Source organism: Rufibacter ruber (assembly GCF_001647275.1).
Taxonomy (GTDB): domain Bacteria; phylum Bacteroidota; class Bacteroidia; order Cytophagales; family Hymenobacteraceae; genus Nibribacter; species Nibribacter ruber_C.
This window is the reverse complement of record NZ_LRMM01000002.1, coordinates 44,072-69,116: the sequence shown is the minus strand read 5'-3', so window position 1 is coordinate 69,116 and position 25,045 is coordinate 44,072. Positions and strand designations below refer to the sequence as shown.

The following is a 25,045-nucleotide window of genomic DNA, read 5'->3' as shown; positions in this document are numbered from 1 at the left end:
AAGCTGAACCCGTTCTTCCATTGCACCAACGCCCTTCATCGCTCTTCCGGATTTCTAATCCGGGGGTTGTCTGTTGGGGATTTCCAATCCCCGTGTGAGCGTGTCAGAACCCAAACAGCGCGTTGAATGAGTGTGAAGTTTCTGTTTTCAGCCTGTTTTCTGAAAAACAGGCCGAAAACAGGATAGGGTGGTCGTTACTTTTTCAGGCCGGAGGCAAACTCCTGAAACTTCTGCTTCTGCTTCTGGATCTCTTCGGCGGGCAGCGGAATGTAGCCCACCTCGCTGCTCAGGTCGCTGGCGTTGTCCAGGTAGAAGTTCACAAACTGCACCACCTCTGGCCTGGCTGCGGCTTTGGAGTTGATGTAGATGAACAAGGGCCTTGAAAGTGGGGCGTAGGTGCCGTTTTTCACCGTCTCTACACTTGGCAGGATGGCGCCTTTGCCGTTGGCGTCGTTCTGGTCATCAATGGCCACGGCCTTCAGCTTGCCCTGGTTCTCCAGGAAGTACGCGTAACCGAAAAAGCCCAGGGCGTTTTTGTCTGTAGACACGCCTTGCACCAGCACGTTGTCATCTTCAGAGGCGGTATAGTCGCCGCGGCTGGAGTGGCTTTTGCCTACAATGGCCTCAGTGAAATAGTCATAGGTGCCTGACTCCACCCCGGCCCCAAAAAGGTGAATCTCCTCATTGGGCCACTCCGGACGGATCTGGTTCCAGCGCATGATCTTGCCTTGGGCGGCCGGCTCCCAGATTTTCTTCAGCTCTGCCACCGTCATGCTGGTAGCCCAGGTGTTTTCTGGGTTTACCACCACGGTGAGGCCGTCATAGGTGATTGGCAGCTCAAGGTATGAGATGTTGTTCTCTTTGGCGGTGGCGGCCTCCTCCTCTTTTATGGAGCGGGAAGAGTTGTTGATGTCTATTTCGCCGCGCACAAATTTTTTGAAGCCTCCGCCGGTGCCAGAAACCCCCACGGTTACTTTCACGTCCGGGGCTTCGGCCCTGAATTCTTCGGCTACCGCCTCTGTGACAGGGTAGACGGTAGAGGACCCGTCAATCTGGATGCTGCCGGTAAGGTTGTCGCCCGCAGTTGTTGAGCTGTTGCCTTCTTTGTTGTTTCCGCCGCAGGCGCTGAAGAACAGGGTGCCGCTCACGAGCAGGGCCGCCTTCAGGTTGAACAGAGATGCGTTGTTGCTTTTCATAAGAGTCTGGTAAGAAGTGGTGTCTATGGGTTAGAATTGTTGTTGTCTGAAATAGGGGGCTTAGAAATTGAACTGGGCCTGCAGTCTCAGGAACTGCCCGTGTTGGCGGTTGTTCAGGTTTCTGGCGTCTTGGGTGGTTCTGTCTGAGATGGTGTACTGGGCCGCCAGTTCAAACGCTGACATGGGTTGCCACTCTACCCCCAGTTCAGTCTCATACACTTTGCTGTGGCGGGCGTCTGTCTCAGATTTCTTGCCGCCGTTATAGTATTGGGCTTTTACAAACGGGATGAAGGCCTGCCCGGCAACTTTGAAAAAGTACATGGCCTGGGCGTAACCACCCTCTAATGGCTTGGTTTTGATGGTGCTGGTGGCGGGGTCAAACTCCGGGCCCTCCCCTAGGTTGTATTCGGCCTGAAACCCGAACGGCTGGGGATACACCACCAGGCTGGCGGCTACTCTCCGGTCTTTGAAGTCACCGCCTTTGATGGCGTTGCTGCTCAGCTGGTCAGCGGTGACGGTATACGTGCCGGTGTATGCCTGCAGGCTGGGTTCAATAACCTGTCCGTTTTTCAGGGCAATGGGGTAGCTTACCCGGGTAACAAGGTGCTGGTTGTTATTGGCTTCTGCCCGGTTCACGGTTTGCCCATTGTAGACACCCAGTGCAAAGACGCCATAGTCCCCAGACCCTTTCAATCTTCTGCTGGCCAGTTCACTGAACCTCTCCCTGATGTGGGCGGGTGCCCAGTAGAAGATAAGCCCCAGGTCCCGCTCATTGGGCAGGGCGCTGTTGAGGCCGTCAGCGCGGTCCTGGGTCAGGCGGTTTTGGCTGGACTGCATGTTCTCAAACCCGAACGGGATCTTGCTCTGGCCCACACGCAGGCGGTACTCCTTTTTTTTAGTAAGGGCCACGTCAAAATAAGCATCCCGCAGCTGGGCGTAATGCAGGGAGGAGTTAGAAGGGGAGGAGGCCAGGTCTGGCTGAATATAGAGATACACGCGCTCACTGATGTCGCCGCTCAATACCAGACGGGCTCGCCTGATTAAAAAACCTCCTTTGTCGCCCACTGATTTGTCGTATTCTGTTTTAAGCTGGGGGTTGGTTTCCAGCAAGCGGTTATAACGCACCTGTACATAGCCTCTCAAGGAAATCTTGTCATACCACCGGGTTTTGTCAGCCCCAGCGCCCTGGGCAGTGGTGGCGGTGATAGAGTCTGCAGACGTGGTGGTTTGGGCAATGGCAACGGGTGCTGTAAGCATACATGCAGCGACAGCGCTTATTTTATGAAAATAAGAGGCAGCTACTACTTTGTTAATGGGTGAGAACATAGCAGAAGTAAGAAGTAGAAAATATGTTTTTTTTGTCTCTATGCGGGTGCGAGGGAGATAGTCAGGCTCTCAGGCACATGTCAGCGTGAATGTGGGTAGATAGGTTAGAAAACTATATTCGTTTAGGAGGAGAGAAAAAACTACCTCTGTAGTCTCGGCAGAAAGAGTGTTTTCTATTTTCCTGATACAAAAGTAGAGTCACAGTATTGCCTGAATATTACTGCTGTGTTAAGGAATTGTTAAGCAAGGGGAGAAGGGCCAGGGGCTGAGTTGGCGGCTGCAGGCAGGCTGGCGTTTTTGGCCTGTTTTCGCCAAAACAACCCTAAAACAGAAGGAAGCGGGGCAGAACGAAAATGAGCTGTTGCCAGCCCGGTCACCTGGCCCCGCTGCTACAGGTGCTTTGCAGCCAGCCCCTCAAGGGCAGCAGGGGTGCGCTGCGCAGGCAGTAATGAATCAGAAGCTGCCTCCTACCCAAGAAGGCTTGAAACACCTTTTCTGTTTTTAGCCTGTTTTCCTGAAAACAGGCCCAAAACTGAGAAAACCCTTTCGCGGGCAGGGCCGCGCACCGGATAAGGGTTTTAGCAGACAGTAGTTAAACATTGTAGAAGCTGAACTGTTTAAGCAGCGTATTCTAAGTGCTTTAATTTTATTTGTAATAGTAATACTATTAATGTTAAAACCTTTACTATATTTGTAGAAACACTATGCAAGATGAGCACAGGAATCAAAATTGAGCTGAACGACAGGCTTTACCTGCGGGATCCCGACCAGACGGAACTGGGGAAGGCCATTCTGAAGCACAGCATCAGGCTGGTAGATGAGCTGGGGTTTGAGCAGTTTACCTTTAAGAAGCTGGCGCAGCAGATCTCCTCTACTGAAGCCTCTGTCTACAGATATTTTGAAAATAAGCACAAGCTGCTGCTGTACCTGGTTTCCTGGTACTGGAACTGGCTGGACTACCGCATTGGGTACCACACCCATAATGTGGCAGACCCGGTAGAGCGGCTCAAGATTTTTATCAATATTCTGTCTGAGCGCCAGAGCGCTGAACCTTTGAACACAACTATTGATGTGGAGGCGCTGACCCGCATTGTGGTGCTGGAGGCCTCTAAGGCATATCTTACCAAAGAAGTAGACAATGATAACAAAGACGGCCTTTTTCAGGACTACAAGAGCCTGTGCCACAAAATGGGGCAGGTGGTGTTAGAGATAAACCCTGCCTATCCGTATCCGCATTCGCTGGTCAGTACGCTTTTTGAGGCTGCCCGCAAGCACCATTTTTTCTCCCAACATCTTCCTTCGCTTACTGAGGTGCAGGAAAACCCGGCAGGCGATCAGGAAAACCTAAGTGTCTTCTTAACCCACCTGGCGTTTGGAGCCATTCAGCAGAGGGGGCTCCCCCTGCAGTAACAGTAACTCTATAGACCATGGCCGCTACTAAACTATCAAAGCCAAGCCCAATGAAACGGTTCCTGATGCTTTTGGCATCTGAACGGAAAATCATTGGTTATATCTATATCTACGCCCTCTTCTCCGGGCTGGTAAGTCTTTCCCTGCCGCTGGGCATCCAAAGCCTGATCGGGTTTGTGTCTGGGGGGCAGTTGGTCACCTCTGTCTCCGTCCTTATCTTTTTTATTGTGCTGGGGGTGCTGGTGGTGGGTGGCCTGCAGGTAATGCAGTTGTCGCTGGTAGAAACTATTCAGCAGCGCATCTTCGCCACCAAGGCGTTCCAGTTTGTCACCAAGCTCACTACCCTGGAGGGGCGGCAACTGGCGGTGCAGGACCTCCCCGAGATGATGAACCGGTTCTTTGATGTCATCTCCCTGCAGAAGGGGCTGGCCAAAATGCTCACTGACTTTTCGGCGGCCGCCATCCAGATTGTTTTTGGGCTGGTGCTGCTGTCTTTTTACCACCCGTACTTCATCATCTTCGGGTTGCTGCTCATTGCCATTCTGGTGCTGATTCTGCGCGTAACAGGGCCCAAAGGCATGAGTACCAGCCTGGAGGAGTCTAAATACAAGTACAAGCTGGTGCACTGGCTGGAGGAAGTGGCCCGCAGCATCACGGTCTTTAAGTCAGCCTCCCATGAAAAGCTCTCGTTGCAGAAGACAGACAAATACACTAGCGGCTACCTTAAGGCGCGGGAAGCCCACTTTAAAGTACTCATTGCCCAGTACATAGGCTTTGTGGGGTTCAAAACCATCATCACCGCCAGCCTGTTGTTGATGGGGAGCCTCCTGCTGGTGAACCAGGAAATCAACCTGGGGCAGTTTGTGGCGTCAGAGATCATCATAATCCTCATCATCAACGCCGTAGAGAAGTTGCTGGTGAAGCTGGATGTGGTGTATGATGTGTTAACCAGTCTGGAGAAACTGGGCGCGGTGACAGATCTCCCCTCTGAAGAGAAAAAAGAACTTTCTACGGGAAACCCAACCATTCAGCAAGGGATTTCCCTCCAGACCAAAGCCCTGTCTTACCAATATGCCGGCTTAAAAAGAACCGCGTTGCAGGAGGTGGAGCTTACGGTAGCGCCCGGGGAGAAAGTCTGTCTGGCCGGGGGAGAACAGGCGGGACGGTCTACGCTGCTGCAGGTATTGGCGGGTATCTTGCCCGCCTATGAAGGCGTGGTGGTGTACAACGGGCTTTCTTTGCGGGAGTATGACCCGGAGGTGCTGCACGGGCAGATGGGGCTTTTCCTGTTGCCCGCCCCACCCTTTGCGGGTTCCATCCTGGAAAACATTACCCTGGGGCAGCCAGAGGTGACACTGGAAAAGGTGCTCTGGGCGCTGGAGTGTGTAGAGCTCTCTGATTTTGTGCAAGGGCTGCCAGACGGGTTGCAAACCATGGTGAGAAGCCACGCACCTGATATTCCAGAAAGCATAACCCAGCGGCTGGCGCTGGCCCGCAGCATAGTGCGGCGCCCTAACCTGCTGCTGCTGGACCACTTTCTGCCAGATGTGAGCCAGCGCCAGCGGCAGCGCATTGCCCAGCTCCTGTTGGCGGCCTCCATGCCCTGGACGGTGGTGGTGATCTCCAATGACCCCGCCATCATGCAGCAGTGCTCCCGCGTGGTGCTCCTGCAGCACGGCCGCCTCACCCGTGACCTCACCAAAGAAGAAATCTCTAACGGTCAGCTTGAAAATATTCTGTAATGGCAAAACCTAAGATGAAGATACAGACTACGCTTCCGCCGGAATGGGAGCAGTTTAATTCCTTTCTACTGGTCAGCAAGCCGCGCCTGGCCAAGACGCTGGTGTACTGGTGTGTGGGTATTTTTTCCGCCCTCTTCCTGGCCACCTTCCTCCCCTGGACCCAGAACATCCGCTCGGCGGGTGCTGTAACCACCCTCCAGCCGCAGGACCGGCCGCAGACGGTGCACAGCACCATTGCCGGCCGCATTGAGGAGTGGCGGGTGCAGGAAGGGCAGCGGGTTAAGAAAGGAGACACGCTGGTGGTGCTGTCTGAGGTGAAAGAGAAGTATTTTGACCCGCAGTTGCTGCCTAGGCTTGGGGAGCAGGTGCAGGCCAAAGAGGGAAGCCTGGAGGCAAACCAAGCCAAAGCCACTGCCCTGCAAAACCAGATCACCGCCCTGCAGGAGGGGTTGCAGCTAAGCCTTCAGAAAGCAAGGAACAAAGTGCAGCAGGCCCGCCTGAAGATCCAGAGTGACAGCGCTGACCTGGTGGCCATGCAGACCGAGTTTGAGGTGGCCAAGGCGCAGTTTGAGCGGCAGGAGGTGCTTTACCAGCAGGGCCTGAAATCCCTGACTGAGCTGGAGAGCCGCCGGCTGAAGTTCAGGGAGGTGCAGGCCAAGCTGCTGAGCACCCAGAACAAAGTGAACATTAGCCGCAATGAGCTGCTGAACGCCCGCATTGAACTCAACTCCCTGCAGGCTGAATACCAGGATAAAATCTCTAAAGCGCGCTCAGATCTAAACTCGGCACTGGCTTATATAGCAGAGACCAAAGGTGAAATATCAAAAATGCAGAATGAGGTGGCCAACACCCAGATCAGGAACTCCTTCTACCAGATCACTGCCCCGCAAGACGGCTACGTGGTACGGGCCCTCAAAGCGGGCCTTGGCGAAACCCTGAAAGAAGGGGAGGCGGTGTGCAGCATCATGCCGTCAGATCCGCAGCTGGCCGTGGAGCTGTATGTGAACCCTATTGATATGCCCTTGCTGGAGGTGGGGCGGCAGGTGCGGCTGCAGTTTGAAGGGTGGCCGGCGCTGGTGTTTTCCGGTTGGCCCAATGTGGGGTTTGGCACCTTTGGGGGCGAGGTGGCGGTCATTGACAACGTTGACAGCCAGGGCAAGTACCGCATTCTGGTGGTGCCAGACCCCAAGGCAGAACCGTGGCCAGAAGCCATACGCGTAGGCTCTGGGGCTTACGGCTGGGCCATGCTCAATGACGTGCCCATCTGGTATGAGCTGTGGCGGCAGCTGAACGCCTTTCCGCCAGACTATGTAGGGTCTGGAACGGGCGGGGCGAAAGAGGCAAAAAAAGATTCGGCAGAAAAAAGTGAAAAGTGAGCCGGTAAATTTAGGGCGCAAATCAAAGAAGCTCTAAACTGATGAACAAAGCTGATCTGACATGAAGAGAATTTCTCTTGTACATAGCCTCCTGGTGGGGGTGTGGCTGGGGCTGGTGGGGCTGAACGCCCGCGCAGCAGACTCTACCGCTGTTTTCACCATTGAGGATCTTATGCGGCAAATGCTCGTGCACCACCCCGTGGCCCGGCAGGCAAACCAGCTGACGGAGCAGGCCCGGCAGGAGATCAGGATGGCGCGGGGCGCATTTGACCCAACGGCTAACGCTAAACTGTACCATAAGGAGTTAGGCGGAAAAAACTACTACACCCTCTGGGACAACGTGCTAAAAGTGCCCCTCTGGGTGGGGGAGCTGAAAGCCGGGTATGAACGCAACAGCGGGGTTAACGTGAACGGCGAGAACATCACCCCGCCCCAGGGGCTGCAGTATTTTGGCATTTCTGTTCCTATTGGCCAGGGCCTGCTCTTAGATGAGCGCCGGGCCACGTTGCAGCAAGCCTTGCGGGCGCAGGAGGTGGCTGAGGCAGAGCAGGTAAAAATAATCAACAAGCTGTTGTTTGAAGCCGCCAAAACCTACTGGGACTGGGCCTACAGCTACCAGCGCTGGAGACTGCTGGACCAAAGCCATGAGCTGGCACGTGTGCGGTGGCAGGCCATCAAAGACCGGGTGGCGCAGGGTGACCTGGCTGCCATTGATGCCGTGGAGGCAGAAATGGAAGTGCAAAACCGGCTGGCGCAACTGAAGCAGGCCTTGGTTGAGTACCAGAATGCCGGGCTGCTGGTGTCAAACTTCCTCTGGGGTGAAAACCAGACACCGCTGGAAATCCCTGCGGGCGTAATTCCCTCCCTGGCCGGCACCCAGATAGAAGTGCTGGCAGAGGGGCAGCTCTCTGAACTGGTCGCCACGGCGCGCGAAAGCCACCCAGAAGTGGCCAAGCTGCAGGCCAAGCTGCGGCAGCTGGAGGTGGAGCGGCGTTTCAGCCAGAACAAGCTCCTGCCCAAGCTCAACCTGGAGTACAACCTGATTGGCCCCGGCGGCACCCTGGGCAACAGCTGGCTGGAAGGCAGCTACATGACCAACAACTATAAAGTAGGTGCCAGTTTCAGTATGCCGCTGTTTCTGCGGCAGGAGCGGGGCAAGCTGCAGGTGTCACGGCTTAAAATCTATGCCACCCAGCTGGAGCTGCAGCAGACCCAAAGGGAGAACCTGAATCTGGTGCAGGCTGCCTTCAATGAGCGGCGGCAGTTAGAAGAACAGATTGCCCTGCAGGAGCAGATCATTGCCAACGCCACCACCCTGCGCAACGGGGAGCAGCAGCGCTTTGAGAACGGGGAGAGCTCCTTGTTTTTGTTGAACTCCAGAGAGATGAGCCTGGTGAGCCAGCAGATCAAACTGTATGAACTCAAAGCAAAGTACGGCAAGGCCAAGTACTACCTCCAGTGGGCAGCCGGTACCATGGGCGTAGAGGCGAAGTAAGGTGCTGGATAGAGAAACTTTGCGTGTTAACTGCCTGAAAGAATGACAGGAAGGAGGGTGAGGCATAATTTTGTCACAGCACTTGCCGCATGTCTGTCACAGAGGTTATTACATGGCCTTGGCTTTAATACCATAGGGGCGCGTTGCGATAAATACTGAATTTTCTGCTTTTGCCTTCGGTATCAGCCAATTAAAACAATTTGGAACAGTACTTGTTTTAGGGTGGCTATGGAAAGGGTGGAAAAGTTTGATCAGATCTTGTTGGCGGTATATGTGCAGGTGGCGTCTTTGACTGATCCTGGTGACAATCCCGTGACCATAGCCTCTGTGCAGGAGGCCGTAGAGCTGACAGAGCAGCAGCTTTCAGTTTTACTGGCCCGTTTAACAGAAGAAGGTTTAATAAAAATCAGCCCCATTGGCACCCCGCCTTTGCTGTACCTCACCAGATCAGGATTGGCGCGCGTGCGCCGAAAACAAACCCAAGCCGCATAATACCGGTTTGGCTTTTGATTTTGAAGGCCAAATTAACTGCGTGAGGTGCTGGCGCAGCAGACCATGCCAAGGTGGTCCAAAAAGGCTTTGGTACTTGCAAGGCTGCGGGCAGCGCCAAAGTACAATGCAATGTATAAACTGCACCCGTTCCGTCAACTGTATCAAGACAATGCCCTCGCTTCCAAACCCGGGCAGCCTGTTTTCGGCCTGTTTTGAGAAAAACAGGTCAGAAACAGAAAAGTGGGGCACCGCCTTGGCTTGTCTTTATCTATCCAGAACACCTACGCATTTCAGGCAGAACGGGGAGTCTTTGGGGTTGGGGAAATCACAGATCTTACACCGCCAGAAGCTCACATCCAGCAGGCAGTCAGTGAGCTCTTTGAGAAGCCGGTCTTCAGACGCGGGCCGCAGCGGGCTGAAGCTGATCTCAGCGTACTTCCTGATCAGGTTCAGCAAGATGTCCATGAACTCCTCGGGGGTGTAATTTTTCCGCTCGTGGTGAAGCATCACGTCTATGAGCAGGTGCAGATGGTCAAAATCGTCACAGGCCTCAATCTGGGCCTCAACTTCGGTTTTGGTATACGCCGGTTTCATCTGTCATTTCCCCCTCTTGCTTAACGTTTCACTAAGTACACATACGCTCCTGTTAGAGGGTTAATACGGATGCTGAACAGTCTTGGGTGACTTTTGAAGAATTTTTCAGAATAGATTTTGGCCGCTCCATCCGTACCGGGGGCAGGCCGGCCCGTGGGCAATGGCTGCATTTAACGCTGTTTTGGGGCTGTTTTTGTAAAAACAGCCCCAAAACAGAAAACCGGAGAAAACGACTTGGGGGCTTTGATGGCTGGTGTCTCCTGCATGTAAAGCCTCTGGTTCCTGTTTGTTCCCTCTTAAACACATCTTATCTTTAGCGCCGTAAGACCAAAGTCCCCGCTTTGCGTACACGCCTATCATCACCAGCAAAAGAAGACCGGACGTAGCGGCATGCAGAATTACCAGAACCACCAGGTTGACCTCTCTAATTGTGACAGGGAGCCTATACACCACATTGGCCGCATACAGCCCCACGGATTCCTGCTGGTGCTGGGGCAGGAGCACACCGTAGAGCAGGTAAGCCAGAACATCACCTCCTTTCTGCCGTTCACCCCTGTGCAGCTGCTGGGGCAGCCGCTGGGGGCCTGGGCCACCACCTCTGCTGATAAAGAGAACTGGGAGAGCCTGCTTTCGCCGCAGGTCCAATTCCTCCGGCTGCTAGAACTAGGCGGCCAGCCGTATCTCTTCTGCTGCCATGCCTCTGAGGGAAAGCTGGTGCTGGAGGCTGAGCGGGCCACCGCCTACCCAGATGCCGCCAAGCTCCACCACCACCGCCTGCTCACGCAGCTGCACCAGGACCTGAACAAACTGGAGGAGCTGGAGCCCATGGCTGAGGCGCTGGCCCATGCCTTGAGAGATGTGCTGGCGTATGACCGCGTGAACGTGACCCGCTTTGATGAAGACTGGCACACAGACGTAGTGGCAGAAAGCCGAAACTCCAAGCTCCCTTCGTTTATAGGGCACCATTTCCCGGCGTCAGATATTCCGGCGCCCGCGCGGGCGCTGCTCCTGCAAAAGCACATACGGCAGATCCCCAACGTGCATGCGCAGGCGGCAGAGATTTTCCCGTACCTGAACCCCACCACCGGGCAGCCCACCAATATTCTGCAGTCTGAGTTCAGGAACCCCTCTGAGATTCACCTGGAATACATTAAAAATACCGGGGTGGCCGCCACCATCTCTTTCTCCATACTGGTGAAGGAGGAGCTATGGGGGGTGGTGCCGTGCCACCACGTGGAACCCGTTTACGTAGACGTGTGGCGGCGGCAGGTCTGTGACCAGATGGTAAAGATGTTCTCTAACGTGATCTCCTCGCTGCAAACCAGGCATAGCCGGGAACTGTACCTGCAGCTGAAAGAGGCGGGGCGTCATCTGATCAGCCGCTTGCGCGAGGGCGTGAAGCTGACGCAGGCCTTTGGCTCCACCTCCCCCAATATTCTAGACATCACCCTGGGGCAGGGGGCGGTCATTTGCATTGACCAGAAGATCATCTGTGCCGGGCAGGTGCCCACCAGGGAGCAGATCCAGGACCTGGTGTCGTGGCTGGCGCAGGAAGTGCCTGAAGGGGCATTCTACACAAGCCAGCTCTCCAGAATCTGGCCTCCGGCCGAAGCCTTTAAAACGGTAGGCAGCGGTCTGCTGGCCCTGGAGATCTCCCGGTACAACAAAGAGTACCTGCTGTTTTTCAAGCCCGAGATCAAGGAGACGCGCACGTGGGCGGGCAACCCTGAAAAGCAGGAGCGGGGCAAGGAAGGGTACATTCACCCCAGAAAGTCATTTGAGAAATGGGTGGAGGTGATTCAGGGGAAAAGCCAGCCGTGGCTGCTGGGGGAGCGCGAGGTGGCGCAGCTGTTCCTGAAAGACCTGGTGGCCCTGCGCCTGCGTAACCAGACCGTTGAGCTGGAGGTGCTGTACAAGGCCGTGATGCAGAATGCTGAGCAGCTGCAGGCGCGCAACGGGCAGCTGGAAGACTTCGCCCGTATTATTTCGCACAACTTGCGTTCCCCGCTGGCCAACATCAAGAGCCTGCTCGCTTACCATGCAGAGGAGCCCGGGCAGGAAAGTGCCTCCTTTGCCCTGCAGCACATTGCGCAGGTGACAGACAACATGAATGACACCATACAGGACCTGAACACCATTGTCAACCTGCAGCTGACCCACCAGACCCTTCCCCGCGAAGACGTGCCCGTGGCCGAAGTGGTGGAGAAAGAGCTCCAGAACCTGGCGGCCGTAGTGCAGCAGACCAGCGCCCAGGTGCAGCTGGACCTGCAGGCGCCCACGGTGTTCATGCCCAAGATTTACCTGGAGAGCATTCTGCACAACCTCCTGTCAAACGCCCTCAAGTACCACTCCCCAGACCGCCAGCCGCAGGTGCTGGTGAAAACCTGGGAGGCCGGCGGCAAGTTTCACCTCGCCGTGTCAGACAACGGCTTAGGCATGAACCTGAAGAAAGTGGGCGATAAACTGTTTGGGCTGTACAAGGTTTTTCACTACCACAAAGAAGCCAAGGGCCTGGGGCTGTACCTCACCCGCCTGCAGGTAAAGTCACTGGATGGCGATATTCAGGTGCAGAGCCAGGAAGGCGAGGGAACTACCTTTGAGGTGGTGGTGTAGCCCCCTGGCTGTCTGTTTCAACGTGCACAGCCCATTGGCGCACAGTAACGGCTTTCTGTTTCTAGGCTGTTTTCAGAAAAACAGGCCGAAAACAGGAGTTCTGGTACAGGGTTTAATGTTTGGCTCACCTCTTTGGAACACGCTGGGAATGCCTACTGAAAGCGAGCTGAACGTTACAGTTCTGGCGTAGCCTCCGGCCCTGGCTGCCCGGTGGTGTGCAAATGCGTTTTAGCGCTGTTTTTGGGAAAACAGCGCTAAAACAGCGGCTCCGGGTCTTGCCGGGAGTACACGTATTTTCTGGCGCAGAAGGAGCCTCAGATAAGCTTTGCGGCGGTGCCTGGAGATGGGCCTGCAACCGGCTAAAGAACTTCTCCCAGACCTCCACCCAACGGGAGGAAACCCGGCCGGTGGCACTTGTCAGGCCACCGCGCGGCGGCAGAAAAAAGAACAATATTTTCACATCTGAGAAAACAACTGATCAACAATTTCTGCGTACTATTGCCGCCGCGTAATTCAGGCAACGCCCATGATTGTTTACCAGAACTGGCTTATCACCATTGATTTTAACCCCGCCTTTGATATCCTCTCGGCGGAGCTTCCGAACGTATCTGAGTACGGCCTGGCCGAGCTGTCGCGGGCGCTGGACATGGTGGCCGAGCACGTGATCAGCTATGACGCCAGCAACCTGCTGTTAGACTCCAGCCGGGTGATGGTGAGCCAGATACAGGATGACGCGTACAAAAAACTCATCTGGAAGTTTCTGGTGGCCCTGACCGCTACGCGCCTGAAGCGGTTTGCCCGCCTGAATGATTCCCTGCAGAGCCATGAGGTACGGGCGCTCTCAGTGACAGATGAAACCTTTATGCAGCTGGGCTCTCCCATTGAGTTCAGGTCCTTCTCCCGGAAGGAAGATGCCGCAGAGTGGCTGAAGGCGGGCAGGTTTGCGGGCAGTAGGCTGGTTTAACCTGATTGCCGGGTTCCCAACGGCTCTGGGGGAGAGTCCGGCCTGGGGCGTTCCTGGTTTCTAACGTTTCATGGTGCACCGGGCTGGGGTAAAAGCAGGAGAACCTGCTTTTGCTGCGTAGCAGGAAGGCGGGCAAAGTACTGGCTTTTCTGTTTTCGGGCTACTTTTTCAAAAACAGGCCAAAAACAGAAAGGGAGCCCTGCGGCACGGGTGCTCAGGCGCCGGGGTGTTGGCTGGCGGTTCCGGGGCTGGCCTGGGTTCTGGCCCTGAGCCGTTCCCACAGGAAAGGCAGGTTCAACAAGCGCTGTTCCTGAGCAGAGCAGCCGGGCTCCGCTTTCACTGGTTGCGCAATCCTGTTCCCGCTTACCGCGGGAGGAAGACGGTAAAGGTAGAGCCTTTCCCTGGTTCGCTTTCTACCTCAATACGGCCTCCGGCGTTGTCTATCATGCGCTTGACCATGTACAGGCCAATACCTGAGCCTTCTACGTGGTCATGCAACCGCTGAAACATGCCAAACAGCTGGTGGTTGCGCTGCAGGTTCATGCCCAGCCCGTTATCCTGCACAGAGAGAAGATGGTGTTCAGAGGTCTGCCGGTACCGCAGCCGTACCACCGGCGGCCGCTCTGGCGAAGCGTATTTGATGGCATTAGAGAGCAGGTTGTACACAATGCTGCGCAGACTTTTCTCTGAGAACTGGAAGGTGACGCCTGCTATGCCCTCAGCTATGACCTGTGCCTGCGCCTCCTTCACGGCCTGGTCCAAGTCTAACAGGGCGTCATTGAACACCTCCTGCAGTTGCACTGACGTGGTAGAGGGGCGGTTTTCCTTCTGCAGCTTGGTGATCTCTGTGAGGTGTTCAATGGTACGCTTGAACCGCTGCACTGATTTCTGCATCAACTCTACGGTTTGCTGCACCTGCACAGGGGCCAGGCTGTCGGGGGGCAGGTCTTCCAGGAGGGCGGTGAGCAGGCCGTCAATGTTCAGGATGGGGCCTTTGAGGTCATGCGAGGCCGTGTAGATGAAGTTGTCTAAGTCTACGTTGATGTGAGTGAGCTGCTGGTTGGTGTGGCGCAGGTCTTCATTGGTCTGCTCTAACTCCTGCGCCAGGGCCTTTGCCTGTTTTTCACTCTCCTCTACCGCCAGGCGCGCCTCCTTCTGATGGGTGATGTCTGTTACCAGGGCAAAGAACCCCTTTACCTCGCCTTCCTGGATGTCTGGCACGTAACTGGTGGAGATATGTCTGGTAAAGCCTTCCCGGTAGGGCATGGTGGCCTCAAAGTCTAGCCGTTCCCCAGCCAGGGCCCGGTCAATGTATTGTTTGACGTTCTGGTACGAGTGCTTGCCTACCACGTCCTGTACTTTTCTGCCTAACAGGTCTTCCGCTTTGAGCGGAAACCAGGTTTCATAAGATTTATTGGTGAATTGGTACTTTTCCTCCTGGTCAATGTAGCTGATGAGCACCGGCAGCGCGTCTGTCACCAGTCTAAGCTGCTGGGCACTTCCTTCGGCGGCCAGCCGGGCATGTACCTGGTCTGCTACCTCAGAGGCAAATACCATGATGCCGTCTATTTGACCCTGCCGGTTGTAACGGGCCTGGTAGGTGATGTTCCAGTACATCTCTTCCAGGGGCCCCTCGGCAAAGCGGGCAATCTGGACGGGGAACTCCTGCGCCACAAAGGTTTGGCCGGTTTGGTAGACGTTCTCCAGAATGGCGGGCAGTTCAGTGGTTTTCAACTCAGGCATGGCCTCCAGCAAAGGCTTGCCCAGCAACTCCCGGCCCGGGAAAGCCTGCTGGTACGCGGGGTTCACTAGTTGGTACACCAGCTGGGGGCCGTCTAAGATGCAGATGGGGGAGAGGGCCTGCATGAAGAGGTCCTGCAGGCGCTCCCATTCCCGCAGGGCATCAGCGCGGGCTTCCAGCACTTCCTGGGTGCGTTCCTGCACGCGCGTCTCCAGCTGTTGGTTCAGGGTCTGCAGTTCCAGGTTCAGTTTTTCAGTTTCTTGCCGGGCCTGCACCTGGGCGGTGACCTCATAGGCGAACACCAGCACCCCGTCTATCTGCCCGCTCAGGTCATGGGTGGCCTGGTACACAAAATTGTAGTAATTCTCGCCCAGGTTCTGGTTAGAGTTGTCATGGTAGAGCCGCACCTGCATTTCATGGGCATGGAATGGCTCCCCGGTCTGGTACACGCGGTCCAGTAGCCCAAAGATAGGCTGCCCTTCCAACTCCGGCATGGCCTCAGCAATGGGTTTGCCCAGTAAAGGCCGGTCGCCCACCAGCGCCTGGTACGGCGGGTTCACAAAGGCAAACACGTGGTCTGGGCCTTTGAACACGCACATCATGGCCGGTGCCTGCATAAAGATGCCATACAGGTCTTCGGGCTGAAGCGCTGTGGTGGCAGGGGAGAACGAGAGGAGTTGGGAGGTTTCGTTCATGGGCAGGCGGGAAGTGGCTTTTAGATAAAGGTAGGTTTTATTTTGGAAAGGTGGCGGGGTTTTAAGCGGGAAACGATAATTTGAGGAGTCTGGTGAGGGAACGGAATTAAAAACCGTTTATGAGTCAATAAAAAAGAGGAGAACCAAGTATAAGATCTGGGTAAAGCAGTTTGTAAGGAGCTTCCGTTGGATCTTATTTGATTTTACTCAACTTATTTATAGGTCCTTTTTTTGCAGTTGCCAATTCCCTAAAAACCTCTAATTCGCCTTGAGAGAAGAATCTTTTTGGGAGAATATTGGCTATCTGATTGTTTTGCCAAATTACAATGAGTTTATTGTTCTCTGTTAGTTTATAGATTTTCTCCCAGGCAATATTGGTGGTGAATGTTTCGCCAACGGCTGACATCCCGGTATCTGTAAAGGTATAGGTGATAGGTGCTTGGAGTGTGTTGTTCTTTCGGAAGTTTCTCTTGATGTTGTAGCGAAGTAAAGCAGGTAACCCTACCATAGCTAATCCTACAAACAACTGAACAAATGGAAAAGGCAAGTCAGCAGTAGAGGGTGATAAATACTGTAATGGGACTGATAAAACTAAAAATGACCCTACAACCGGGAATAAGATAAGAAAGAGAAGATTGAAATTAGCGTGACGATTAAAGTCCATAAGATCTTTTGAGGTTAACTGGGCAATGATAGTAATGGCATTCATGATATTGGATTTGTTTATTTTTTTTATTCAATCTATTAATATTTTACTAAACAAAAAAAGCCCTTCAGCTTTCGCTAAAGGGCTTTAAGTGGTCGCGTAGGGACTACGCTTCAATATACATTTTTGTTTACAAAAGCTTAAAATTTTGGCTTTAGATTCGATTAGAGTACATTTTATAATTTACATTTATTCCAAGTTTTACATTTTGTGGTGAAATTTTACATATTTGTGGTGAAGTGTGTGGTGAATCCCAACTCGGCTAAATTCTTCTAATGATAGCAAAGTCTATAATCTACAAAGGTTCTGTTTACATTTATGCATCCCGGAACAGGGAACATATCCGCATACCCGCAGGAATTAAATGTGATAAGTTGAACGCAAACGGACTTCTGAACAAGTCTAGTGGTCTAAGTAAAATTGAAGATAAGAATACACAAATTAGAGACTTGTTGAAAAAGGTTCAGGCTGCCCTAGATGGATATCCTAATCTTTCAGCAAAGGAAATAATAACTTATATCAAAACTGGTGCTTTGCCAAATGTGGTAGTAGAAGAGGTAAGGCAACTATCATTCCTAGAGTGTTTTGAAAAATTTATTGAAGATAGTAAGACTGGGAAACGCTTAACTGATAAGGGTACTGTCTTTGAAAAGAATACAATTAAATCTTATCAATCCGTTCTAACCAATTTAAAAAAGTTTAAAGAAATTTATCCCCTTGAATGGGATAACATAAATGATAATTTCTATAATAGATTCTGTGAATATTATTGGGAAAACCTGAACAGCTTTGACAACAATGTAGGTAAGGCGGTTAAGATTGTTAAAACAATGCTGAACTATGCCTTTGACACTGGAATGATTAAGGTTCAATTAAACGTAAAGAAGTGGAAGAGTTGGAAAGAAGAAATTCAAATCCTAGTGTTGTACCACGATGAGATAAAGTTATTGTATAGTATGCCTATCAATAATGAGAAGCTATTACGCACCAGGGATATTTTTCTAATGGGCGTGTTCACATGCCTAAGAGTAGAAAACTTATTGAATCTTACAGAAAACGACTTACAGGTAATACAAAATGAGTTCTACATCAATACACTTGTTACTAAGACTAAGAAGCATATACGTATCAAGATGAACTCTATTGGTGCTGACATAATAACTAAGTACAGAAGTCAGTTCAAAACATTACTGCCGGAAATATCTTCACAAAATTTCAATGCTAACCTGAAAGAACTTGCTGCCATATTCATTCAATATCTAAATGAGCTAAAAGAGAAGAATCAAATGTCAAAGGATATGATAGGAAATAGTTGGGATAAGGATTTCAAACGGATAAGAACTAGGAAAGGAGTTGTGCACTATGAGTACATATCTCCTGCAAAATATATAAGTAGCCATTGTATGAGAAGATCAGGTATCACAAATTTGTTAATGCTTGGCATGACACCTTTTGAAGTACAAGCCATCTCCGGTCACTCCTTAAATAGTAGAGATTTCGCTAAGTATGTTAAGCTGTCTTCCCAGGTGGTTGAAAAGAAGAGCGTAGACGCATGGACTAATGTTTTATCCGTATGATGAATGATAAAGAGTTATACCAACAAGAAATACGAAGAAAACAACTAGACCGTGTTTTCAGAAGGTTGGAAATGGGTATGCGCACCGTTTCTAACGTGATAACAATATCCGCAGAAAGTAATGACCAAGAGTTAAAACAAGTTCACCACCTAATTGAGAAGTGGTTAGATGATAGACTTCTATTAAGAAGTAGGAAAAATACAGATAATGAAGAATTAGAATTTGTGCTGCGGGGTTTAGATAGATTCAATACTTTAGTTAATAGCGTAGTCCACGAAAGGCGGTTAGCAATTGCCAAGAACAATGGTCAGGCAATTGATTTTTCAGAGCCTAAATATAAAATGAGAGAAGTTGCAGATATACTAGGTGTAGAGCGAGCAACAGTAAATAATTGGTCTAATTCCAAAGGTGGGTATATAAGAAGCTTTGAAGGAAGCGGAGTAAATAAGTTTGTGTTTGAGTCAGATTTGATGGGCAAGTTTGAAGAACTTAAAGGTAGAAGTCTTATCATTGATACAGAATTCCGGAAGAAATTTGAATATAAGCCCGATCCAAAAAAACTCAAAATGATGGGGTTATAGTCGCAGGTGGACTACAATTAATTCTGTTTTAATTTAGTGAAAGCCGTTTTATAGCTTATTCACCACAATAATTCACCACTTACCTGTTAAAATATATCAGTTTTAGTTATTTATCCCTAAAATAAATATGCAAACTAACTCTAAGGGTTTTATTTTTTATAATTCGCCTAAGAACTTCAAAGGTTTGGGTTGACAGAGAATTTGAAGAATTACGAAATAGGGTAAAAGAAAAGGTGGCAATTGACCACCTTTTTGCTTTTTAGAATTTTAGCAACTTTGTTAGACTTTCAAATTAACGCTGTTTCAAAATCTCTACCAAATCAATACTTCTAGACTTCTTATGTTTCTTCATAAATTTAGCAATTAATTTAATTTCCTTTTTTTCAATGGCTAAATCAATTCTCTCATTATAATGGAGCAATGTTCCATTCAGGATTTCATTTTTCCACTGGGTTACTAATCTTTGCTTTAGATTATCCAGAGCATTGCCGTGTACTGTTTGAAAATTGCTAATGACAAGATTAATACCAATGAAATAATAATCAAAGTCAACTTTTTTTATTAATGCCATGCTATATTTAATTTAATAGTTAAGAAAAAAGAATTTGGTCAACAATAACTATGTCCCCTTTAAACTTTGTACCCCTTCCCTGGAACAGGGTATAAAAGTTACAAAAGTCTGATGCTAGCCTATTGAAAGGCAAGTTTTGGAGACTGCCTTCCTCATTCATAATTACATAGCTTTTGCCATCGTTTGTAGGATACATTTCGATATACCCTCCAACAAATAATTGCATTTCTTGTAAACTAAAAGTTTTGTTAACAACTGCTGGTTGGATGTTAACGACACTTCCATCTGATTTTAGTAGCACATTTCTAAACATGAGTTTTTAATTAATAGGTTAAAAAAATTTTACTTTCTGATTGTACTTGTTAAGTTCCATTATCCAATCATTGCATGGTTAATAGAATTTGAGTTGGTTTTTTTTTCATATTGCAAAGTTATATACTTTAATTCAAATCATTGATATGTCCTATTTGTATAATAAGAAAGTTGATGTTTTATACAGAATTGCGGAATAGACGAGAATGATTAAAATGAGGTTTAAAGTGTAAATAGTTGGTTTATTGTAAATCTATTTGTAAAACAAGGAAGACTTTTTGTAAAATTTATACTATGTGAATATATTGCAAATTCTTTAAATAATAATAAAAATAAATTTTCTATTAAGCTTATAATAAATATGCTGTATCATCTTGTGCATAAATGCATAAAAAGAGTAGTAGTCAAAGCTGAGTGGAACAACTCTATGTATATTCCTTTTTTAAAACTTTTTTAGGGACAAGACTAAAGCCATGGATAATTATCATGACGGTTAGTTCCGGTGAACACTTTGTGCTCTCTGTCACCGACAACGGGCGTGGAATAGAATAGAGAATAAAAAATGTGATGTTAGAAAAGCATACCAAAGTGAGAGATGACGTTTTTGGCACCGAACTGGGGTTTTTTATCGGCAAGAAAATGGTGGAGGCTATTGGGGAAAGGTTGAGAATACCTTGGGCAGAGGTTCCCCCTTCAAGGTGTATTTCGAAGAGCAGAATTTTTATACACCAATTTACTAAAAAGGATGGTAGTCGCTAAGTAGAAATTCATGCTTGAATTAATATTTACTTTAAATGATTATTGTCACTAGTGTACTGAAAGTAAATGTATTTAATTCCCCTGATAATGGTTTTATTATCTAATTAAAACAAAAACTTACCACTAAGTCTCGATAAAATTGAATATGGATTATGATTTATAGCAAGCTAATTTGTGTGCATTCAAGCATTTTGTTATTATTATACTTCTATTTATTCAGAAAACTATGTATTAAAATAAAATTGAATTTTGGTCAATCATACTTAAAAATTGATTGTAAGATTGAATAGGAATTTTCTCAGTGCCTATCATATTATAATCATTAGATATCTCTTCGACTGTAACTACTAAGTTTAGTATCTGCAAAAGAGGGTGAGGAGGGTGGAAAATAGTTTCTAATAAACAGATGGAAATTGTCGGGTGAATACTACTTTTTAGGTGGGAGGATATAATGGAGTCCAATTCTCCTTCCAGGCACTCTATAGCAACCATATAATCATAGTGTATGGTCAGCTTCTCATCTAAGTTTAAGATTATTGAATAGGTAACACCGTTGATGGTGGAAATATAGCTTGCTGTGCCGGTATCTGTCAGTTCTTCAATTAGTGCCATCTATTTCATTTTTTTTATAGCTTCTATTAGCCTTCTAACAGCTAAATCTAGGGTCTCAGATTTGTTTAAGTGATAACCGTTTCTTTGGAGCATCAAGATCGCCACATCTAATTCCTGCATCGTTCTAACTCTTGCCTTTATACTTTTAAACCTGTTCATCTTCTTTTATAGTATATATCTATTTGGAATATCCACTTTCTACTTTTTTTCCACCAATCTTGGAGATTTTTTCGGATATGGATTTTAACCCAGATATATACTGTATAAAAATTATATAAATTATGAGTAGTAAAAGTGTAGTAATCAAATTTATTGGTGATGATGTTAATGGATTGAATATCAGAATCGAAATTAATGGCTTTGAGGGAGCGGTGAATAGTTTAAATATAGGGGTTGACTTAACAGGTGCTATTCCAGGTGAAACAAAGATCAAAAATTCGGTAGATGAAATTGAAAGGCTTTATAATGATCTGCCTTAAATAGATTATTGTGAGTTTTAGGTTATCTAAAGAAACTTACAGTCTTACTTTTAAGAGAATGGCTACCTGAAAATAAATTTTATATTTTTTAAAACTTTTGCCTTTCGACATTATATAAACCGCAGTTGTAATTAAAATTTATATAATGAAAAAGAAAAGAAGAACCTCTGAGCAAGTTACAGATGACATGTTTGACAAATTGTATGAACAAGGAAATATAGACTTGATTGCCTCAAACGATCCACGAGATTTGTGCTCTTGCGATGAAGGTACGTGCCGTTGTGGTAATGATGAAGATATTGAAGATTTATACGATATAAAGATATATAGGAGTAAGAAAGACCCTTCCTTGTGCTTTTACTATGGTATATCATACGTTAGCTTGGATGATGGAGAAACCTTTCGGTTTAAATTTGAGGATATAGAGAATTTCATTTATGGTGATGTTAAATTCACACCGGCTTTCCTCATGCAGGAAAGGAAAGCAAAAATAGACATGGTACTTAACCATCCGCCCAATTGTTAATGGGCTTATCATTCTTGAATCACGCTAGAAGCGGTATCGGATTCCCCGGTGCCGCTTCTCTTTTTATGCATGACCATAAAGAAAATGTTGCATTCAACTTAGTGGTAAAGGTTTTCTTTGTTCAGGCTAAAAGCTATCTTGTCAGAAATAAGCAAAAGTCGAACTATACGATTACAATGATAAACTTTAGAGAATACGCCAATTTCATTTGGTCGGTGGCTGATTTGCTCCGTGGTGATTACAAACAGGCTGATTATGGCAAAGTGATCCTACCCTTAACTATTCTTAGGCGTTTGGACTGTGTTCTGGAAAAGACCAAGCCAAATGTGCTAAGTAAGTACGAGATGTTGAAGAATACTTCCATCCAAAACGTAGACCCTATCCTGAACGCTGAGGTTGGGCTGAGTTTCCATAACCGGAGCAAGTTTGACTTTGACAAATTGGTGGCTGACCCTAATAACCTTGCTGCCAACCTACGCAACTACATCAACGGCTTCTCTGACAGTTCCAGAGAGATTATAGAGTACTTCAAGTTTGAAGATCAGATCAACCGGTTGGAAGACGCTGACCTGTTATTTTTGGTAATAAAGCGGTTCCAAGAGATTGACCTCCACCCGCAGAAGATCAGCAGCATGGAGATGGGATATATCTTCGAGGAACTCATCCGCAAGTTCGCTGAGATATCAAATGAGACGGCAGGGGAGCATTTTACCCCAAGGGAGGTGATCCGGCTTATGGTAAACCTGTTGTTCCTCAATGACCGTGATATACTTACCCAGGAAGGTATTGTGAAGACGTTGTATGATGTGTGTGCAGGCACCGGTGGTATGTTATCCGTGGCAGAGGAATACCTAAAAGAACTGAACCCGAAGGCACGTCTGGAAGTGTTCGGGCAGGAGTTGAACCCTGAGTCTTATGCCATTTGCAGAGCCGATATGCTCATAAAAGGACAGAACCCGACCAACATTAAGCTTGGTAACTCACTGTCCAATGACGGGCTTGAAAACCACAAGTTTGACTATTGCCTCACCAATCCGCCTTTCGGTGTGGAGTGGAAGAAAGCAGAGAAACAGATAAAGGATGAACACCAGAAGAAAGGTTTCGGTGGGCGTTTCGGGGCGGGTCTGCCACGCATTTCTGACGGTTCCTTGCTCTTTCTGCAACATCTGGTGAGCAAGATGAAGCATAATGATGAAGGTAGCCGCATCGGTATCGTGTTCAACGGCTCCCCGCTGTTTTCAGGTGGTGCCGGTTCCGGTGAGTCGGAGATCAGGAAGTGGATCATTGAAAATGATCTGTTGGAAGCCATTATTGCGCTGCCAGATCAGTTGTTCTACAATACGGGCATCTCCACCTATATCTGGATGCTGACGAACAGGAAGACCAAAGAGCGGAAAGGTAAGGTGCAACTGGTGAATGCTGTGTCATTCTACCAGAAGATGTCTAAGAGTCTAGGGAACAAGCGGAATGAAATCAGCCCTAAGCAGATAGATGAAATAACCCAGATGTACGGTGACTTCAAGACGGGGGAACATTCTAAGTTGTTCAATAATGAAGATTTCGGCTACAGCCGTATCACCATCGAGAGACCATTGCGTGATGAAAAGGGTAAAGTGGTGACCGATAAGAAAGGCAATCCAAAGGCTGATGCCTCTTTAAGGGATAATGAGAATGTATCGTTGACCGAGGATATTAAAGTATACTTTGAGCGGGAAGTATTGCCGCATGTTCCGGATGCCTGGATTGACCACGATAAGACCAAAGTGGGCTATGAAATTAACTTTACCAAGTATTTCTACCAGTACAAGCCTCTCCGTTCATTGGAAGACATACGGGCTGATATCATGAAGTTGGAAGAGGAAGTTTTCAATGAAGTAGCTTCCGTTATTTCTTAATGCAGAAGGTGGTGAAAAAATACGATAGCTATAAAGATTCAGGAATAATGTGGGTAGGCGAGGTGCCTAAACACTGGAACAATAAGAAGCTAAAATATGCAGGAATCATAACAAACGGATCAACTCCAAGTAGTAATAGCCCAAATTTTTGGGATGGTAATATTGTTTGGGTTACTCCATCTGATCTCAGTCGGTTAGATAGTAAATCAGTGGTTTCTTCTGAAAGGAAAATTACCGAAGACGGATTGAATAGTTGTGGGACATCTTTGGTACCTGAGGGTTCAGTCATTCTAACAACAAGGGCTCCAATAGGTAATTTAGCTATTGCAGGAACAAAACTTTGTACTAACCAAGGTTGTAAATCAATTACAACTCTTGGTAGTTTTAGTTCACTGTACCTTTTTTATCAGCTATTTGCAGGAAAAGAAGAGTTGATTTCTCTAGGTTCAGGAACCACATTTAAGGAACTGTCTACTGAATCTTTAAAATCATTTGAAGTGGTCGAGCCGCCTCTGAGCGAACAAGTGGCTATAGCAAATTTTTTAGACTCCAAAACTGTTCAAATCGAAAGACTTATTCAGAGGAAGCAGGAAATGATTGCTTTATTGGAAGAGGAAAAAACAGCGGTCATAAACGAGGCGGTCACCAAAGGCTTGAACCCTGATGCCCCTATGAAAAATAGTGGTGTTGAGTGGTTAGGTGTGGTACCTGTACATTGGAATTTGAAGAAGCTAAAGCATATTTCTAAATTGATTAGCGGTGCAGCGTTTGATAGTGGTGAATTCTTGAAAAGCGGGAATTATAAAGTAATAAAGATTACTAATATTCAACACAATAGAATTGATTGGAAGGATATAGAGTATTTATCTGATGAATATGCTAAAAGCTTCCTTAGATTTAAAATTGAAAATGGAGATATTTTATTTGCTTTAACTCGTCCTATAATATCATCTGGAATCAAATCTGCAAGGGTTGAAATTGAAGAAAATGCGCAAGTTTTACTTAATCAGCGTAATGCAATTTTAAGAGCCGAAGGCTCTATCTCACAAGATTTTCTCTATTATTATACATTGTCTGATTATTTTTTCAAAATGTTTGAGGCAAGTATAGATAATACTGGTCAGCAACCTAATATTTCACCAATTTCTATTCAGAATTTTTCTATTTGTTTGCCTCCTTTGAATGAGCAAATTGATATTGCACAGGCGGTTTCAAGAGAATGTCAGAGAATAGAAAACTTAAAAAGAAGCTTTGTTAGTGAGATTTCACTACTTCAAGAATACCGTACTGCATTGATTTCCGAAGCTGTTACTGGTAAGATTGATGTTCGTGACTACCAACCAAAACCAATCAATTCACAACAGCTTGAATTAGCATAGACCC

21 protein-coding genes are annotated in these 25,045 nt (G+C 48.1%); 13 read left to right on the top strand and 8 right to left on the bottom strand.

Going from position 1 to position 25,045, the window contains the following annotated elements; translation table 11 throughout:
- Positions 1-194: 194 nt before the first annotated feature.
- Entirely contained in the window at positions 195-1,196 is a 1,002-nt protein-coding gene (locus tag A8O25_RS01265; RefSeq protein WP_066829669.1) for a PstS family phosphate ABC transporter substrate-binding protein, read from the bottom strand.
- A gap of 60 nt (positions 1,197-1,256) precedes the next feature.
- Positions 1,257-2,453: a porin gene (locus A8O25_RS01260; RefSeq protein WP_082893378.1), complete on the bottom strand. Its 1,197-nt coding sequence runs from the start codon at positions 2,451-2,453 to the stop codon at positions 1,257-1,259.
- A gap of 780 nt (positions 2,454-3,233) precedes the next feature.
- On the opposite strand from A8O25_RS01260, the gene A8O25_RS01255 reads away from it, so the two are divergent.
- From A8O25_RS01255 to A8O25_RS01235, 5 genes are all read left to right on the top strand, one after another.
- Positions 3,234-3,932: a TetR/AcrR family transcriptional regulator gene (locus tag A8O25_RS01255; RefSeq protein ID WP_066829665.1), complete on the top strand. Its 699-nt coding sequence runs from the start codon at positions 3,234-3,236 to the stop codon at positions 3,930-3,932.
- Positions 3,933-3,982: 50 nt separating this feature from the next.
- Complete coding sequence (locus A8O25_RS01250; RefSeq protein WP_074987922.1) at positions 3,983-5,674, top strand: peptidase domain-containing ABC transporter; 1,692 nt, start codon at positions 3,983-3,985, stop codon at positions 5,672-5,674.
- 14 nt (positions 5,675-5,688) lie between these two features.
- Positions 5,689-7,050 carry an HlyD family secretion protein gene (locus A8O25_RS01245; RefSeq protein WP_066829907.1) on the top strand — a complete coding sequence of 454 codons (1,362 nt, stop codon included), beginning with the start codon at positions 5,689-5,691 and terminating at the stop codon, positions 7,048-7,050.
- A 61-nt stretch (positions 7,051-7,111) separates the two neighbouring features.
- Positions 7,112-8,545: a TolC family protein gene (locus tag A8O25_RS01240; RefSeq protein ID WP_066829659.1), complete on the top strand. Its 1,434-nt coding sequence runs from the start codon at positions 7,112-7,114 to the stop codon at positions 8,543-8,545.
- 237 nt (positions 8,546-8,782) lie between these two features.
- Positions 8,783-9,037, top strand: a complete 255-nt coding sequence (locus A8O25_RS01235; RefSeq protein WP_153042544.1) for a hypothetical protein — start codon at positions 8,783-8,785, stop codon at positions 9,035-9,037.
- A 264-nt stretch (positions 9,038-9,301) separates the two neighbouring features.
- Here A8O25_RS01235 and A8O25_RS01230 read toward each other — a convergent pair whose 3' ends face one another.
- Positions 9,302-9,631: a hypothetical protein gene (locus A8O25_RS01230; protein WP_066829657.1), complete on the bottom strand. Its 330-nt coding sequence runs from the start codon at positions 9,629-9,631 to the stop codon at positions 9,302-9,304.
- A gap of 390 nt (positions 9,632-10,021) precedes the next feature.
- Between A8O25_RS01230 and A8O25_RS01225 the strand changes: the two genes are divergently transcribed.
- Together A8O25_RS01225 and A8O25_RS01215 are read left to right on the top strand one after the other, a co-directional pair.
- Positions 10,022-12,244, top strand: coding sequence for an ATP-binding protein (locus A8O25_RS01225; RefSeq protein ID WP_066829653.1), 2,223 nt, complete (start codon positions 10,022-10,024; stop codon positions 12,242-12,244).
- 526 nt (positions 12,245-12,770) lie between these two features.
- A complete protein-coding gene (locus tag A8O25_RS01215) occupies positions 12,771-13,208 on the top strand; it encodes a hypothetical protein (protein ID WP_066829649.1) in 438 nt (145 codons plus the stop codon).
- 363 nt (positions 13,209-13,571) lie between these two features.
- On the opposite strand, the gene A8O25_RS01205 is transcribed toward A8O25_RS01215, so the two are convergent.
- Together A8O25_RS01205 and A8O25_RS01200 are read right to left on the bottom strand one after the other, a co-directional pair.
- The gene (locus A8O25_RS01205; RefSeq protein WP_066829646.1) at positions 13,572-15,644 is read right to left on the bottom strand and encodes a PAS domain-containing sensor histidine kinase; all 2,073 of its coding nucleotides are present in this window, start codon (positions 15,642-15,644) and stop codon (positions 13,572-13,574) included.
- A gap of 193 nt (positions 15,645-15,837) precedes the next feature.
- Entirely contained in the window at positions 15,838-16,353 is a 516-nt protein-coding gene (locus tag A8O25_RS01200; protein WP_066829645.1) for a YcxB family protein, read from the bottom strand.
- Positions 16,354-16,625: 272 nt separating this feature from the next.
- Here A8O25_RS01200 and A8O25_RS01195 point away from each other — a divergent pair, with 272 nt between their 5' ends.
- The gene (locus tag A8O25_RS01195; RefSeq protein ID WP_066829644.1) at positions 16,626-17,927 is read left to right on the top strand and encodes a tyrosine-type recombinase/integrase; all 1,302 of its coding nucleotides are present in this window, start codon (positions 16,626-16,628) and stop codon (positions 17,925-17,927) included.
- Positions 17,924-18,508, top strand: a complete 585-nt coding sequence (locus A8O25_RS01190) for a hypothetical protein (protein ID WP_066829643.1) — start codon at positions 17,924-17,926, stop codon at positions 18,506-18,508. Before A8O25_RS01195 ends, A8O25_RS01190 begins: the two co-directional genes overlap by 4 nt.
- Positions 18,509-18,800: 292 nt before the next feature.
- On the opposite strand, the gene A8O25_RS01185 is transcribed toward A8O25_RS01190, so the two are convergent.
- From A8O25_RS01185 to A8O25_RS01170, 3 genes are all read right to left on the bottom strand, one after another.
- The gene (locus tag A8O25_RS01185) at positions 18,801-19,079 is read right to left on the bottom strand and encodes a hypothetical protein (protein ID WP_066829642.1); all 279 of its coding nucleotides are present in this window, start codon (positions 19,077-19,079) and stop codon (positions 18,801-18,803) included.
- A 19-nt stretch (positions 19,080-19,098) separates the two neighbouring features.
- The gene (locus tag A8O25_RS24310) at positions 19,099-19,392 is read right to left on the bottom strand and encodes a DUF3846 domain-containing protein (RefSeq protein ID WP_066829639.1); all 294 of its coding nucleotides are present in this window, start codon (positions 19,390-19,392) and stop codon (positions 19,099-19,101) included.
- A 989-nt stretch (positions 19,393-20,381) separates the two neighbouring features.
- Positions 20,382-20,762, bottom strand: a complete 381-nt coding sequence (locus A8O25_RS01170; RefSeq protein WP_066829637.1) for a hypothetical protein — start codon at positions 20,760-20,762, stop codon at positions 20,382-20,384.
- A gap of 281 nt (positions 20,763-21,043) precedes the next feature.
- Between A8O25_RS01170 and A8O25_RS01165 the strand changes: the two genes are divergently transcribed.
- The 4 genes from A8O25_RS01165 (at position 21,044) to A8O25_RS01150 (ending at position 25,041) form a co-directional block, all read left to right on the top strand.
- Entirely contained in the window at positions 21,044-21,241 is a 198-nt protein-coding gene (locus tag A8O25_RS01165) for a hypothetical protein (RefSeq protein WP_066829636.1), read from the top strand.
- A 145-nt stretch (positions 21,242-21,386) separates the two neighbouring features.
- Positions 21,387-21,767 (top strand): hypothetical protein, encoded by a 381-nt coding sequence (locus A8O25_RS01160; protein WP_066829635.1) that lies wholly within the window; start codon positions 21,387-21,389, stop codon positions 21,765-21,767.
- A 176-nt stretch (positions 21,768-21,943) separates the two neighbouring features.
- The gene (locus tag A8O25_RS01155; protein WP_066829634.1) at positions 21,944-23,662 is read left to right on the top strand and encodes a type I restriction-modification system subunit M; all 1,719 of its coding nucleotides are present in this window, start codon (positions 21,944-21,946) and stop codon (positions 23,660-23,662) included.
- An 11-nt stretch (positions 23,663-23,673) separates the two neighbouring features.
- Entirely contained in the window at positions 23,674-25,041 is a 1,368-nt protein-coding gene (locus A8O25_RS01150; protein WP_161947675.1) for a restriction endonuclease subunit S, read from the top strand.
- The last annotated feature ends 4 nt before the right edge of the window (positions 25,042-25,045 follow it).

Bases quoted from the DNA above. Each gene is read 5' to 3' on its own strand.
- A8O25_RS01265 (WP_066829669.1), bottom strand. From the start codon at position 1,196: ATGAAAAGCAACAACGCATCTCTGTTCAACCTGAAGGCGGCCCTGCTC.
- A8O25_RS01170 (WP_066829637.1), bottom strand. From the start codon at position 20,762: ATGGCACTAATTGAAGAACTGACAGATACCGGCACAGCAAGCTATATT.
- A8O25_RS24310 (WP_066829639.1), bottom strand. From the start codon at position 19,392: ATGTTTAGAAATGTGCTACTAAAATCAGATGGAAGTGTCGTTAACATC.
- A8O25_RS01155 (WP_066829634.1), top strand. From the start codon at position 21,944: ATGATAAACTTTAGAGAATACGCCAATTTCATTTGGTCGGTGGCTGAT.
- A8O25_RS01160 (WP_066829635.1), top strand. From the start codon at position 21,387: ATGAAAAAGAAAAGAAGAACCTCTGAGCAAGTTACAGATGACATGTTT.
- A8O25_RS01255 (WP_066829665.1), top strand. From the start codon at position 3,234: ATGAGCACAGGAATCAAAATTGAGCTGAACGACAGGCTTTACCTGCGG.
- A8O25_RS01200 (WP_066829645.1), bottom strand. From the start codon at position 16,353: ATGAATGCCATTACTATCATTGCCCAGTTAACCTCAAAAGATCTTATG.
- A8O25_RS01230 (WP_066829657.1), bottom strand. From the start codon at position 9,631: ATGAAACCGGCGTATACCAAAACCGAAGTTGAGGCCCAGATTGAGGCC.
- A8O25_RS01195 (WP_066829644.1), top strand. From the start codon at position 16,626: ATGATAGCAAAGTCTATAATCTACAAAGGTTCTGTTTACATTTATGCA.
- A8O25_RS01215 (WP_066829649.1), top strand. From the start codon at position 12,771: ATGATTGTTTACCAGAACTGGCTTATCACCATTGATTTTAACCCCGCC.
- A8O25_RS01245 (WP_066829907.1), top strand. From the start codon at position 5,689: ATGAAGATACAGACTACGCTTCCGCCGGAATGGGAGCAGTTTAATTCC.
- A8O25_RS01190 (WP_066829643.1), top strand. From the start codon at position 17,924: ATGATGAATGATAAAGAGTTATACCAACAAGAAATACGAAGAAAACAA.
- A8O25_RS01205 (WP_066829646.1), bottom strand. From the start codon at position 15,644: ATGAACGAAACCTCCCAACTCCTCTCGTTCTCCCCTGCCACCACAGCG.
- A8O25_RS01185 (WP_066829642.1), bottom strand. From the start codon at position 19,079: ATGGCATTAATAAAAAAAGTTGACTTTGATTATTATTTCATTGGTATT.
- A8O25_RS01250 (WP_074987922.1), top strand. From the start codon at position 3,983: ATGAAACGGTTCCTGATGCTTTTGGCATCTGAACGGAAAATCATTGGT.
- A8O25_RS01260 (WP_082893378.1), bottom strand. From the start codon at position 2,453: ATGCTTACAGCACCCGTTGCCATTGCCCAAACCACCACGTCTGCAGAC.
- A8O25_RS01165 (WP_066829636.1), top strand. From the start codon at position 21,044: ATGAGTAGTAAAAGTGTAGTAATCAAATTTATTGGTGATGATGTTAAT.
- A8O25_RS01240 (WP_066829659.1), top strand. From the start codon at position 7,112: ATGAAGAGAATTTCTCTTGTACATAGCCTCCTGGTGGGGGTGTGGCTG.
- A8O25_RS01225 (WP_066829653.1), top strand. From the start codon at position 10,022: ATGCAGAATTACCAGAACCACCAGGTTGACCTCTCTAATTGTGACAGG.